Source organism: Paenibacillus sp. 19GGS1-52 (assembly GCF_022369515.1).
GTDB lineage: Bacteria > Bacillota > Bacilli > Paenibacillales > Paenibacillaceae > Paenibacillus_AQ.
Genome location: NZ_CP059724.1, coordinates 5,634,674 through 5,648,124, shown reverse-complemented (window position 1 = coordinate 5,648,124; position 13,451 = coordinate 5,634,674). Strand labels below are relative to the sequence as shown.

Sequence of the window (13,451 nt, the reverse complement as noted above, 5' to 3'; positions counted from 1 at the left end):
CAGAAAATATTGGATAATCCGTAACCGTGTCTCTTGAGTACCTCCATCTTACTGTATATTCCAGGTTTATTAAACAAACTTTAGTCGGAGCTTGAAACTAGACTTAAGGCCAAGTAAGAACTGGCCCTAGGTTGATTGTATTATGAATTTCATATGTATGAAATTTGCTAATATAGTGGAAATTAAGCTGTTGAAATATAGAGTTTACAAAAACAATTGGAAATGCTTCCACACTAGTGATACAATAAGAGTCAAAATGACATTCTTGAGATTTTAGAGGAGGATTATATTAATGACTGAACAACAACAAGCGATTCAAAAGGAAGAAAACTCTACAGTTGACAACCTGGCGATCACAACCATTCGAACCCTGGCGATCGATGCGATCGAGAAAGCAAACTCCGGCCACCCAGGTATGCCAATGGGTTCAGCCCCGATGGGCTATCAATTATTTGCTAAGACAATGAAACATAACCCCGATCACCCGACCTGGGTTAACCGTGATCGTTTTGTGCTGTCAGCAGGACACGGCTCTATGTTGCTATACAGCTTGCTGCACCTCAGCGGCTATGACCTGCCAATGGAAGAATTGAAGAAATTCCGTCAATGGGGCAGCTTGACTCCAGGTCACCCAGAAGTTGGTCATACCGCTGGCGTTGATGCGACAACAGGTCCGTTGGGTCAAGGTATCGGTATGGCAGTGGGCATGGCGATGGCTGAAACTCAATTGGCTGCTACCTATAACAAAGATGAACATAAAGTCGTTGACCATTATACCTTTGCAATTTGTGGCGATGGCGACCTTATGGAAGGGATTTCCTCCGAGTCTGCTTCACTTGCCGGTCATTTGAAACTGGGCAAATTGATTGTAATGTACGATTCCAATGACATTTCCCTTGATGGTAAACTTAATTTATCCTTCTCCGAGAACGTAGCTAAACGTTTTGAAGCTTATGGCTGGCAGGTTCTGCGTGTAGAGGATGGCAACGATCTTCCGGCTCTGGAACAAGCCTTGGCAGAAGCACAAGCGGACAGCAGCAAACCGACACTGATCGAAGTGAAGACGGTAATCGGCTACGGCAGTCCTAATAAACAAGGTAAAGGTGGCCATGGCGGTACGCACGGTTCCCCACTTGGAGCGGACGAAGCAAAGCTGACGAAGGATTTCTACAAATGGGTATACGAAGAAAACTTCCATGTGCCTGACGAAGTTCGCGCACGTTTTGCCATTGTTAAGGAAAGTGGAATTGCGGCCAATAAATTATGGGACGAGCAATTTGCAGCCTACAAAAATGCCTATCCAGAGCTGGCTGCGCAATTCGAAACAGCGATCAATGGTGATCTTCCTGAGGGCTGGGATGCACAGCTTCCAACTTATACTACTGAAGATAAAGCTGTATCGACACGTATTGCTTCCGGTAATGCATTGAACGGACTTACCGCTGGAATTCCTCAATTAGTGGGCGGATCGGCTGACCTTGAGAGCTCCACAATGACGCATCTAAATGGTCTGTCAACATATACCTCTGAATCTTATGATGGCCGTAACATTTATTTCGGCGTACGCGAGTTTGGGATGGCGGCTGCAATGAACGGTATCGCGCTGCATAGTGGATTAAAAGTATTCGGCGGCACGTTCTTCGTATTCACTGATTATCTGCGTCCGGCAGTTCGTCTGGCTTCAATCATGAAGCTGCCTGTAACTTATGTTCTGACACATGACAGTATCGCTGTTGGTGAAGATGGACCTACCCATGAGCCTATCGAACAACTGGCATCCTTGCGAATTATCCCGGGCCTTACTGTTATTCGTCCGGCTGATGGCAATGAAACGTCGGCAGCATGGGCTTATGCGATGGAAAATAAATCGAATCCGGTAGCATTGGTGCTGACTCGTCAAAACCTGCCGATTCTGCCAGGTACAGTTGTAGGCGTGCGTGACAATATCAAACGCGGTGGATATGTAGTTTCTGAATCTAAAAATGCTACACCACAAGCACAGATTATTGCTACAGGTTCTGAAGTACAGCTAGCTGTGAAGGCACAGGCTGCTCTGGCTGAAGAAGGCATTGATGTACGTGTTATCAGCTTGCCGAGCTGGGATCTATTCGAGAAGCAAGATAAGGAATACCGTGATTCCGTTATCCTGCCAGGAGTTAAAGCCCGTCTTGCCATCGAAATGGCGCAAACCTTCGGTTGGGAACGTTATACAGGCGATCAGGGCGATATTCTTGGCATTACTATCTTTGGAGCTTCCGCACCTGGCGATACTGTAATCAAAGAGTATGGCTTTACGGTAGAGAATGTTGTTAGCCGTGTGAAAGCACTGCTATAATAGGTTGATGTAAGTACAGGAGGAGAGAACAAATCTATGAGTGAGTTCAACAACGTAACCGTTCAAAAAGCAGCCAATATCTATCATGGTGGACAAGTAACTAGCCGTACACTATTTTTGCAGGACGGAACTAAGGTAACACTTGGTATCATGCTTCCGGGTGTTTACGAATTCGGTACTGAAGGTCCTGAGACTATGGAAATTCTGTCCGGCGATCTCAAAGTACTGCTTCCTGGTTCAGAGATATGGCAGGAAATCAAAGGAGCAGAGACATTCCATGTTCCCGGCAATTCCAAATTTGCTCTTGAGGTATTTGAGCTAACTGATTATTGCTGTACTTACCCCATTATGTAATTCATTATGTTGACCTCGGAAAGCCCTTTGTTATCAAGGGGCTTTCTTTTTTTGTCCTTGCAATCGAACTATTCCTTTGGTAATATTAAATACGAACATACATTCTTATTTGTTTATATAGAACAGGAGTGGGGAATTTTGCTGTACTCCGATAATAATATTACGTTTAATTATGAAGTGCGCGGAGAGGGGCGGCCGATGCTCATACTTCATGGAAATGGCCCTGACCACCGGATGATGATGGGCTGCATGGAGCCCGTATTTTCTGAACAAGATTTCATTAGAAGAATTTATGTGGATTTACCTGGAATGGGGAAGTCACCGGCGGCGAATTGGATAACGTCATCGGATGATATGCTGAAGGCAGTGGGTATGATGATTGAAGCTTTGATTCCTCAGGAACGATTTGCTGTTGTAGGAGAGTCGTATGGTGGATATTTGGCGCGGGGTTTGGTTCGGAATTATCATTCGCGGATTGAAGGTTTGTTATTGCTCTGCCCATGTATTATTGCTGAATCGGATAAACGAGAGCTTCCACCACATCAAGTTATGTATAGCGACGAGCAACTGCTTGATGAATTGAGTGAGATAGAACGGGAGGAGTTCTGTTCGATATCGGTTGTGCAGAATAGGCAGGCATGGAGTCGCTTTAATCAGGAAATCATGTGCGGCCTGCCACTTGCTGATGAAGCGTTTATGCAGCAGATAAGAGTCACTGGCGGTTACCCCTTTAGTTTCGAAGTAGATGACATCCTTCCTTTGGATAAGCCAACTCTAATTCTTGTCGGACGGCAGGATTCGCTGGTGGGATTCAAGGATGCATGGAAGCTCATGGATAACTATCCCCATGCTACTTTTGCAGTGTTGGACCGTTCTGGGCATAATCTTCAATTGGAGCAGGCCGAGCTCTTCAACGGGCTGACAAGAGAGTGGCTTAGCCGCATGACTTAGACTTGTGAATCAGAAGTGTTACGTTCATACATAAACAATATCAGTCCAGTAGAGTCGGGTTCACTTTGTGCTGTTTGTTTAAAGCCGGCTTTCGTATAAAAATAATGATTTCGGACTGCCCATGAAGGGGTATCCAGTGACCACTTGTGTGTTCGGGGAAATTGCTCGAACAAATATTGCATTGCGGCCTGTCCGTAACCACGGTTCTGATAGAGGGGGTCTATGAATAGACGACCCAGATGGCATTTCTCATGGTCTGGAGATGGGAAGATGAGCATTCCTCCGATAATGACAGAGTCCTCTGTCAGTTTGTAATAATGACCTGCCTTCATCATATCAAGTTGCCACAGTTTTGAATCATATCCTGGAGGGCCTCCAGTCGCTTCTTCCTGCTGAAACTGGCTTATATCCTCGTCGAACGATCTTTTTTGCACTTCGGCCAGAATGGATGCGTCTTGGGCAACTGCTTTGTCTATTATGAGCATCTGTTGTTCCTCCGTTTAGAATGTGATGATTAGGACAGAACACAAAGACACAGCCTGGATAAACCAGCTGCGCCCCTGTGAATAGGAGAACCATGAAGTTCAGAGATTATTCCTTGCCTGCGTCATCGCCTATTTTTTGTCCGATCCATTCCTCATAACATTTGACGACTGCAGAAAGATCCTCATCGCCGTGGCCTTGTGTATAGCCAGCCTGGAACATGCTCTTAGCCAGACCGAGCATCGGTGAAGGTACGCCTGTGGAGTCGCTGAGAGAGGAAGCAAGCTTAAGATCCTTTAGCATTAATGCCAGTGAGAACTGGTTGCTGAAATCATTTTCGATGATCTTGCGGCCCTTGAGTTCTGCCTGTCTGCTGTTTGCTGAGCCTGCCTGAACCAGCTCCAGGAACTTGTCCGCGGGTACGCCGGATTTCACAGCAATTGCGAAGCCTTCGGCAAGTGCAACGTTATGAATACCCACCATAGCGTTATGAGCCAGCTTGGCTACTGCACCGCTGCCGTTATCACCCATGTGCAGCAATTTCTTGCCCAGTGTATCGAATATATCACGGTTCGCTTCAATGACTTCTGCACGGCCACCGACCATGAACACTAATGTGCCTTCAATAGCCGCTGGTTTGCTGCCGGTAACTGGTGCATCGAGAAATTTCCCGCCGCGTTCTTCCACGGCTGCAGCAATTTCCCGCACCAAATCCGGGGAGATGGTACTGGAATCGATAATTACCGCTCCAGGCTGCAGAACGTCAAGTATTCCATCTTTTCCGTAAAACACTTCACGAATGGAATCATCATTGCTGACCATGGTAATAATAACATCCTTGCCTTCAGCAGCGGCCCGTGGAGTAGGAGCAGTCTGTGCGCCTTCTTCTACAAGTGGTGTGCATCTGGATGCGGTGCGATTGTATACGGTAACCTTGAATCCGCCGCGCAGCAAGTTGGAAGCCATAGGCGCTCCCATTGTTCCAAGCCCGATAAAGCCAATCTGTTTCATTGCATGTCCACCTTCACATTAGGATCACTTTTCTTCATTCTAACACGGCTCTCAGACAGGTTCCACAGTTCAGAATTCAGGCTGCACTCGGCAAACGCTTCCACGAAACTCGCAAAAACATGGTTTTGTAGCCCAAGATGTGCCCTAAGACCTTGCCAGTCACGGCAAATTAAAGTATCCTATTATAAAGTTGTAACAAACGGTGTCAAATTAAAAGAGATATACAGGAGGCTACCATTACCGATGTCTAAAAAGATTAATTTTGACTACAGCAAAGCTCTTTCCTTCTTCAGCCAGCATGAAATTGATTACTTTGCCGCTCCAATTAAACTAGCCCATGAACAGCTGCATGAGAAGACCGGAACCGGTTCAGACTATCTTGGCTGGATTGATCTACCTACCGCATATGACAAGGAAGAGTTCGCTCGCATTCAACAAGCTGCCAAGAAGATCCAAAGCGATTCCGAAGTGCTAATCGTAATTGGCATTGGGGGTTCTTACCTGGGAGCACGCGCAGCCATTGAGGCGTTATCTCATTCTTTCTACAATAATCTTTCTAAAGACAAACGCAAGACGCCGGAAGTGTATTTTGCCGGTAACAACATCAGCTCAACTTACATCACACATTTGCTCGATCTTGTTGAAGGCAAAGACTTCTCCGTGAACGTAATTTCCAAGTCCGGTACAACGACTGAACCGGCTATTGCATTCCGTATTTTCCGTGCAGAGCTGGAGAAGAAATACGGTAAAGAAGAAGCACGCAAACGCATCTACGCTACTACTGATAAGGAAAAAGGCGCACTCAAGAAACTTGCTACTGAAGAAGGATATGAGTCGTTCATCATTCCGGATGATGTAGGTGGACGTTATTCAGTACTGACACCTGTTGGTTTGCTGCCAATCGCGGTTGCAGGCATTAACATTGAAGAAATGATGCAAGGTGCAGCCGCAGCAGCCGATGAATTCAACAATCCGGATGTAGCAACCAACCAAAGTTATCAATATGCCGCTGTACGTAATGCTTTGTACCGCAAAGGCAAGACAACAGAAATTCTTGTGAACTATGAGCCTTCCCTGCATTTTGTATCCGAATGGTGGAAACAGCTGTTTGGCGAAAGCGAAGGCAAGGACTACAAGGGGATTTATCCTTCCTCTGTTGATTTCTCAACCGATCTTCACTCCATGGGCCAATTCATCCAAGAGGGCAACCGCAACATTTTTGAAACGGTTATCCAAGTGGAGAACGTGGAGCATCATGTAACGATTGAGAGCGATCCTGACGACTTGGACGGTCTGAACTTCCTGACTGGCAAGACTATGGATTTCGTTAACAAAAAGGCTTTCCAGGGCACAATGCTGGCGCATACGGACGGTCAAGTACCGAACCTGATCGTTACCATTCCTGATCAAACTCCTTATACCTTTGGTTATCTGGTGTATTTCTTTGAAAAAGCCTGCGGAATCAGCGGATATCTGCTGGGCGTCAATCCATTTGACCAACCAGGCGTAGAAGCTTACAAGAAGAACATGTTCGCGCTTCTGGGCAAACCGGGCTATGAGAAAGAAAAAGCAGAGCTGGAAGCCAGACTTACCGAGTAGTATTGCAGTACTTCACAGACCCTTCATACTAGAGCAATTCACACGGGAGCAGTCCATAGGTAATCCAATACCACGGGCTGCTCCTATACTATATCAAGCCATTATATGCATAATAAGGACTGGAATAAGGATGCTGGAACAATACCGGACGGTGCGTTCTCCCGGCTCCCGGGAAGTCGTAATTCGTAAATCACGTTTTATCGGTCATGTAATGCCGATTGAGAATGAAGCAGAAGCGGTTGTATTTATTGAAGACATCAAGAAGAAGCATTGGAATGCTACACATAACTGCTCCGCTTATTCGCTTGGTGAGAGAGACGAGATTCAGAGGCAATCAGACGACGGTGAACCGAGTGGGACAGCCGGCAAACCGATTTTGGAAGTAATCCGTAACCAAGGCGTTAAAAATGTTGCAATTGTTGTCACTCGTTATTTCGGAGGCATTATGCTGGGTGCAGGCGGACTGATCCGGGCTTATACGGATGGCGCTGTACTTGCGCTAGAGGCAGGAGAGGTAATTACCCGTGTACTACGGCGTGAGGTATTTGTCGAAATAGATTATACCTGGCTGGGCAAGGTCGAGAATGAGCTTCGAGGACGTGGCATTCAGACTGGCGATACTGTGTTCACTGATAAAGTGACGCTGAATTGTCTACCCCGCAATGATGAGGGTGACGCATTTATGGCATGGATAACAGATTTAACCCAAGGTCAAGCCTTAGTATCGGAAGGGCGGCGGATTTACTACAGCGAAGGGGAATAAACGACATGGCAAGAAGAGCAGTGGAGCAGGAGTTGTCGAGGGAAAGAATATTGGAAGCAGCGAGGCATCTATTTATTACCAAAGGGTACCGGGCCATTTCAATGCGCAGCATCGGACAGCATTTGGGATACAGCCACGGCTCACTCTATTATCATTTCAAGGAAAAGGCGGAGTTATTCTACGCCATTGTTGTCGAAGATTTTGATTATGTGGCTGCACTGTTGAGCCAGGCAATGAGTAAGGCCCCAGAAGATGGCATGACTCGGGTCGAACAGCTGATTATGGAATTTATCAAGTTCGGATTGGATCATCCGTATCAATATGAGATTATGTTTATGATTCGTGATGAGGAGTTGCTGGCTTATTGTAGAGCAGAACAAGGGAGATGTTTTGATCTGTTCGCAAGTATAATTCGCAGTCATATGAAGGAAGAGGGTTATGTTACAGAGGACTGGCAGAATGTGCCGCTGACTTTGTTCTTATCCGCTCATGGCTTTGTTTCTTATTATATTCAGGACAAAATTTCATTTGATGATGTTAAGGCTCTAGCAGTCTCTCATATCAAGGTATTATGCCGCAATTTATAAATTGCAGTTTTTTTATAGCCTGACGCTTTACAGCTGCGCATTGGTATAACATTAGTCCGGCGCTTGGCGAAAGTGTTGTGAAATGGATAGAGGCCGCTCCGTAGGAATTGCCGGTGCGGCCCTATTTATGTTCTAGCCAGCTACAATTTTCAGATAACATTGCCGACGTCTAGGTCCATCGAATTCGCAAAAATAGATACCCTGCCAGCGACCGAGCAGCAGTTCACCCTCATGGATGATGATACTCTGGGATGGGCCAGCCGTTATGGATTTCAGATGCGAGGCGGTGTTGCCCTCTGCATGCTGATATTTGGGGTGCTCCCAGGGATAGACCTCATTAAGGCGCATGAGTACATCATGCCTCACATCGGGATCAGCATTTTCGTTGATGGCAATTCCTGCCGTAGTGTGCGGACAATAAACGACAATAATTCCGTTTTGTACTCCGCTTTTTTTGACAAAGGAAATCACTTCACGGGTAATATCCCGCAGTTCATCCCGTTTGCTAGTTGAGATCTCAATCGTGTGCAACATATTAATTCCCCTCTCTTAATAAGTATTAATATATTTTACCCCCAAATGGCCGGAAAGTAATTGACTGTAGCCAAACGTTTTTGGTAAAGTAGTGATAATATAAAACCAAGTATATTAATAGGAATAATTGCATGAGCTAGTATACCGACCGGTTAGCCGGAGGTGGGGGGACATAATCGTTGAATTCGCTGCTAAGACACAAGGGATGGACCTGGGGTTTTCGGAGTACGATCCTGCTTTATTTTGTAGTGCTGATCGTGCTGCCAATTCTAGGGGTCTATTACAATTCATTTTCGCTTGGATTTGGCAACTTTATCGAGAGCATAAGTGACCCGATTGCTTGGAAGTCGGTGCTGCTAACGCTGAAGCTGGCAATTATCGCTACTGTCATTAATGTCTTCTTAGGAACAATGATTGCCTGGGTCATCATTCGTTATAAATTCCCCGGTAAGGCGCTGCTGAACAGTCTCGTGGATTTACCTTTTGCACTGCCTACGGCAGTTGGCGGATTAATGATTTTGCTGCTGCTGGGTCCGGGCAGTCTCATCGGCGGTATAGTGGAAGCGCTGGGCTTCGAGATTGTTTTCCACCAGCCAGCTATCGTTATCGCCATGATCTTCGTAACCTTTCCCTTTGTAATTAGGGCGGTACAGCCGCTACTAGAGGAATTAGACCCGTCTGAAGAAGAGGCGGCTTACACTATGGGGGCCAAAGGGAGTCGGGTATTCCTGCGGATTATCCTGCCTTCGATGGCTCCCGGTATGATTGGCGGCGGGATGCTCGCCTTCTCGCGGGCGCTGGCTGAATTTGGTGCCGTAGTCCTCGTGGCGGGCAATATTCCTGGACGTACGCTTGTATCTTCCGTCTTTATTTTCGGTGAAGTAGAAAGTGATAATCCGGTGGGAGCCGCTGCGGTTTCCATCATTCTGTTAACCTTGTCCTTTGCTATTCTCTGGCTGATCAACATGCTGCAGATGCGGGGGAGAAGATCATGAGAAGATTATGGATCGGAATTACGTATCTGGTGTTCTTTCTACTCATTATCGCCCCGCTAGGCAAGATGACAACCGGTGCCTTCAGCGAGGGCTTTAGCGGCTTCTGGGCAGCCCTTACAAGGCCTGAGGCGCAACATGCACTACTCATGACCGGCTTGGTCGTAGTTGTAGTTACGCTGCTGAATACCTTATTCGGAGTGATGATGGCTCTTTATCTTGTTCGTGCGAATTGGATCAATCGGCGACTCAAGGGTTTGCTCAATAGCATTGTCGATTTGCCTTATGCGGTATCGCCTGTAATTGGAGGGCTGATGATTGTGCTGCTGCTCGGTCCTGATAGTGCCTTGGGTGCAATCTTTGAAGGAATCGGACTGAAGATCGTCTATGCTTTTCCCGGAATGGTCATTGCCACTCTGTTCGTGACGTTCCCTTTAATGGTGCGAGAGGTCATGCCTGTTCTTCAGGAAATAGGCTCTCAGCAGGAAGAGGCTGCTTCGACACTGGGTGCTCGCGCCTGGACTACCTTTTGGCGAGTCACTTGGCCTTCAATCCGCTGGGCAGTCATGTATGGTGTTATCCTAACTGTTGCTCGTTCACTTGGGGAGTTCGGCGCAGTGCTCGTCGTTTCGGGCAACATTATGAACAAAACCCAGACGGCGACCACGCTGGTCTATCAGGATGTTGAGAATTTTAATGTAACGGCTGCGGGTGGTGTGGCGCTGGTATTGGCTGCATTTTCTGTAGGGCTGCTGCTATTGATGGAATGGACCAAGAGAAGAAAGGGAGTGCATTGATATGCATGTAGAAGTGCGGGGATTAAATAAGCATTTTGGAGATTTTCATGCGGTCAAGGACGTCAATTTCGAGATTACCAAAGGTCACCTAATTGGGCTGCTTGGTCCGAGTGGAGGTGGCAAGACTTCGATTCTGCGCATGCTGGCAGGATTGGAGACACCGGATAGCGGGGAGATTATTTTTCACGGACAGACGGTTAACAATCTTCCGCCTCAGGAGCGCGGGATTGGCTTCGTCTTTCAGAACTATGCGCTATTCAAGCATATGACCGCCTATGAGAATATTGCGTTTGGACTAAAGGTCAAGAAAGCGAGCAAAGCGGCGATTCGTGATCGTGTTACAGAGTTGGTTGAGCTGACAGGGTTAAAAGGCTTTGAGAGCCGCTATCCGCATCAGCTGTCTGGTGGACAACGCCAGCGTGTGGCTTTCGCCCGGGCGCTCGCGCCCGAGCCGCAGTTGCTGCTGCTGGATGAACCTTTTGCAGCTATCGATGCCAAAATCCGTCAGGAGCTGCGGTCATGGCTGCGCGAGCTGATTGAACGCGTGGGCATTACCTCCATCTTTGTCACCCATGATCAGGATGAAGCTATTGAAGTAGCGGATGAAATCATGATTATTAACCAAGGGCGTGTAGAGCAAAAAGGTACGCCTTGGGATATCTATAAAGAGCCGAAGACGCCATTCGTGGCGACATTCATCGGGGAATCGACACTGATTGAGAATGCTTCCGAGCTGAAGGGCTTTAAAGGAGCTGGCGGCGGTAAGCCGACTAAAGCACTGATCCGTCCTGAGTATATCGAGGTTGGAAGTCTGCATGAGTTCAAAATGGCCTCCGCTACGGAGCAGGGCATCGTGAAGCATCTGCATTTCCGCGGCAGCGAATGGCTGGTTGAAGTAGAAATAAACGGCCACAAGCTGACCACCTACCGTTCTTTGGAGAAAGAAACTTTGCAGCCGGGACAGGATATCTCTGTGCTTGTGCACCGTGCTTATCTCTTTAACGATGAGCGGAGCTGGATTCAGGAAAATAATCTCAAAGAAGATCCAATGCCGGTATTTATCTAATATCATCAACCTCAAGGGATGTGGGCTGCAATGAAGCTTTTCAAAAGGAGCAGACAACTGCACGGATGGCCTGCTGCCCTAATGTTGGCAATACTTGCGTTGACTGTAGTCGGCTGCGGGAGTGAAAAGACCGACACCGCGGCGGGAGCTGAGCCGCAAGGCGATCTTACGCTCGTAGTCGGCGCATATAGCGTGGCGAAGGATGCAATGGGCGATATTCTGCCGCTATTTGCAGCAAAGTGGAAGGCAGATACAGGACAGACTATCGTATTCCAGCAATCTTACGAGGCTTCGGGAACTCAGGCCCGGGCCATAGTTGGCGGATTCGAAGCAGATGTTACGCTGCTGGCCATGCAGGGCGATGTCGAGAAGCTGGTCAAAGCAGGACTCGTCGAGCCGACATGGAAAGACCGCGGTGAGAATGGGATGGTGACACGGTCAGTAGTGGCCCTTGGAACCCGCGAAGGCAACCCAAAGGGGATTAAGGATTTCAGCGATCTGGCGAAGCCGGGGGTTAAAGTGCTGTATCCTAATCCGAAGACCTCAGGTGGAGCACAATGGGATATCAACGCCATCTATGGGGCGGGCCTGAAGCGTTCTGAGGAGCAAGAAGGAGTAAAGGACCCTGCTGCTGCTAAAGCTTTTTTGGAGAGCATACACGCGAACGTAGAGTCTCTGGATAAAAGCGGCCGAGCCTCAATGGCAGCGTTCGAGTATGGGGTTGGCGATGTGATCGTTACTTATGAGAATGAGCTCCTGGCGCGAATTGCCCAAGGGATCAAATATGAGGTCATTATTCCGAAGGATACCATTCTTATTGAGAATCCGGCTGCAGTTGTTGCTAAATATGCAGATGAGCACGGAACCCGTAAAGCCTCGGAGGCATTGCTTGATTATCTGCTGACGCCAGAAGCGCAAGAGATCTTTGCAAAGTATGGTTTTCGTCCGGTCAATAAGGAAGTTTATGCTGCGAACGAGAGCCACTATCCAATTCCTGCGGGGCTTTTTGATATCAATTATCTGGGGGGTTGGGATGAGGTGCGCAGTACGCTTTATTCTAAGCGAGGGATCTGGTATCAAGTACTGGCCGGAATATGATACTAAAGTCTGTATGGAAGGCCGTTCTCTGGAGGATAAGTTGAAGAAGAGGCGGCCCTCACGTTTTGGATGCTTTAATAATCATAAAGCTGGGTTTTCGTGCTTCATGTATCAATTTAGGCATGATCTCCAATCCAGCGGGGATAGATTGAGGTTCAATAATCTTTTCCAGTATTAGCCCATTGTTTATAAGTGTATTTAGTAAGGTTGAAACCGTTCTATGGTATTTGATCACACCATTAACATACCAATGCTCCTCCCTCTTTCCCTCTTCCTGATAATGATCCACTGCGTAATATAATCTGTTCCCCTCTGTATCCTTAATCCAGTTATTCTTCTCTCTTCGAGCGGTAACCATGGGATGTTCGGTTGAAAATAGAAATACACCGCCCTTATTTAATAATTTGCTGACCTTTTCAACCAGAGTTGGGTAATCTTCTAAATAATGTACTGCCAATGAGCTTATGATGAGATCAAACTTATAATCTGGCAATTCCAGGTCCTCTATGGGCATGCGGATATAATTTATTTTCTCGTGCTTGTTTTCTTTATTAGCCTGCTCAATCATGTTTTTTGAGATGTCTACACCTATAACCCTCGAAGCACCATTCTCTATACAATATCTCGCAAGGTGACCCGCCCCACAGCCTAAATCCAATACTAATTTCCCATGGAGCGTTGGAATTACAGACTTCATTGCCGGTTGTTCGACAAAATCATTATAGGTTACTCCACTATTGCGTAAAGAAATATATTTTTCGAAAAATAGCGGATTGTCATAAATATTTTGCTTCAATTGTATAACCTCCTGATTTGAGCTTAGCCTTTTCATACTAATTCTCCCAATTCTCCTCCTAAAAAGCAATAACCTTTTAGTGTGT

General features: G+C 46.9%; 14 protein-coding genes. 10 read left to right on the top strand and 4 right to left on the bottom strand.

Going from position 1 to position 13,451, the window contains the following annotated elements; all coding sequences use genetic code 11:
• The first annotated feature begins 292 nt into the window (after positions 1-292).
• The 3 genes from tkt to H1230_RS26150 all read left to right on the top strand — a co-directional run bounded on the left by tkt (position 293) and on the right by H1230_RS26150 (position 3,640).
• Positions 293-2,335, top strand: a complete 2,043-nt coding sequence (gene tkt, locus H1230_RS26160; protein WP_239712747.1) for a transketolase — start codon at positions 293-295, stop codon at positions 2,333-2,335.
• 36 nt (positions 2,336-2,371) lie between these two features.
• Positions 2,372-2,689 carry a pyrimidine/purine nucleoside phosphorylase gene (ppnP, locus tag H1230_RS26155; protein WP_239712746.1) on the top strand — a complete coding sequence of 106 codons (318 nt, stop codon included), beginning with the start codon at positions 2,372-2,374 and terminating at the stop codon, positions 2,687-2,689.
• Between the two features lie 138 nt (positions 2,690-2,827).
• The gene (locus H1230_RS26150) at positions 2,828-3,640 is read left to right on the top strand and encodes an alpha/beta fold hydrolase (protein ID WP_239712745.1); all 813 of its coding nucleotides are present in this window, start codon (positions 2,828-2,830) and stop codon (positions 3,638-3,640) included.
• On the opposite strand, the gene H1230_RS26145 is transcribed toward H1230_RS26150, so the two are convergent.
• Both H1230_RS26145 and H1230_RS26140 read right to left on the bottom strand, forming a co-directional pair.
• Positions 3,637-4,125: a GNAT family N-acetyltransferase gene (locus tag H1230_RS26145; RefSeq protein ID WP_239712744.1), complete on the bottom strand. Its 489-nt coding sequence runs from the start codon at positions 4,123-4,125 to the stop codon at positions 3,637-3,639. The two genes, H1230_RS26150 and H1230_RS26145, sit on opposite strands and share 4 nt — an antisense overlap.
• A gap of 106 nt (positions 4,126-4,231) precedes the next feature.
• The gene (locus tag H1230_RS26140) at positions 4,232-5,134 is read right to left on the bottom strand and encodes an NAD(P)-dependent oxidoreductase (protein ID WP_239712743.1); all 903 of its coding nucleotides are present in this window, start codon (positions 5,132-5,134) and stop codon (positions 4,232-4,234) included.
• 243 nt (positions 5,135-5,377) lie between these two features.
• Here H1230_RS26140 and H1230_RS26135 point away from each other — a divergent pair, with 243 nt between their 5' ends.
• The 3 genes from H1230_RS26135 to H1230_RS26125 all read left to right on the top strand — a co-directional run bounded on the left by H1230_RS26135 (position 5,378) and on the right by H1230_RS26125 (position 8,083).
• Entirely contained in the window at positions 5,378-6,733 is a 1,356-nt protein-coding gene (locus tag H1230_RS26135; protein ID WP_154116701.1) for a glucose-6-phosphate isomerase, read from the top strand.
• Between the two features lie 130 nt (positions 6,734-6,863).
• The gene (locus tag H1230_RS26130; protein ID WP_154117283.1) at positions 6,864-7,496 is read left to right on the top strand and encodes a YigZ family protein; all 633 of its coding nucleotides are present in this window, start codon (positions 6,864-6,866) and stop codon (positions 7,494-7,496) included.
• 5 nt (positions 7,497-7,501) lie between these two features.
• The gene (locus tag H1230_RS26125) at positions 7,502-8,083 is read left to right on the top strand and encodes a TetR/AcrR family transcriptional regulator (RefSeq protein WP_239712742.1); all 582 of its coding nucleotides are present in this window, start codon (positions 7,502-7,504) and stop codon (positions 8,081-8,083) included.
• Between the two features lie 132 nt (positions 8,084-8,215).
• On the opposite strand, the gene H1230_RS26120 is transcribed toward H1230_RS26125, so the two are convergent.
• Entirely contained in the window at positions 8,216-8,617 is a 402-nt protein-coding gene (locus H1230_RS26120) for a secondary thiamine-phosphate synthase enzyme YjbQ (RefSeq protein WP_239712741.1), read from the bottom strand.
• A 179-nt stretch (positions 8,618-8,796) separates the two neighbouring features.
• Between H1230_RS26120 and cysT the strand changes: the two genes are divergently transcribed.
• Genes cysT through H1230_RS26100 form a run of 4 tightly spaced genes read left to right on the top strand, consistent with a single transcriptional unit; the run spans position 8,797 to position 12,570 of the window.
• Positions 8,797-9,612 carry a sulfate ABC transporter permease subunit CysT gene (gene cysT / locus H1230_RS26115; protein WP_239712740.1) on the top strand — a complete coding sequence of 272 codons (816 nt, stop codon included), beginning with the start codon at positions 8,797-8,799 and terminating at the stop codon, positions 9,610-9,612.
• Complete coding sequence (locus H1230_RS26110) at positions 9,609-10,406, top strand: sulfate ABC transporter permease subunit (RefSeq protein WP_239712739.1); 798 nt, start codon at positions 9,609-9,611, stop codon at positions 10,404-10,406. Before cysT ends, H1230_RS26110 begins: the two co-directional genes overlap by 4 nt.
• A 1-nt stretch (position 10,407) precedes the next feature.
• Positions 10,408-11,472: a sulfate/molybdate ABC transporter ATP-binding protein gene (locus H1230_RS26105; protein ID WP_239712738.1), complete on the top strand. Its 1,065-nt coding sequence runs from the start codon at positions 10,408-10,410 to the stop codon at positions 11,470-11,472.
• Between the two features lie 30 nt (positions 11,473-11,502).
• Complete coding sequence (locus tag H1230_RS26100; RefSeq protein ID WP_239712737.1) at positions 11,503-12,570, top strand: sulfate ABC transporter substrate-binding protein; 1,068 nt, start codon at positions 11,503-11,505, stop codon at positions 12,568-12,570.
• 58 nt (positions 12,571-12,628) lie between these two features.
• Here the strand turns inward: H1230_RS26100 and H1230_RS26095 are convergent, their stop codons facing one another.
• Complete coding sequence (locus H1230_RS26095) at positions 12,629-13,366, bottom strand: class I SAM-dependent methyltransferase (protein ID WP_239712736.1); 738 nt, start codon at positions 13,364-13,366, stop codon at positions 12,629-12,631.
• Between the last annotated feature and the right edge of the window lie 85 nt (positions 13,367-13,451).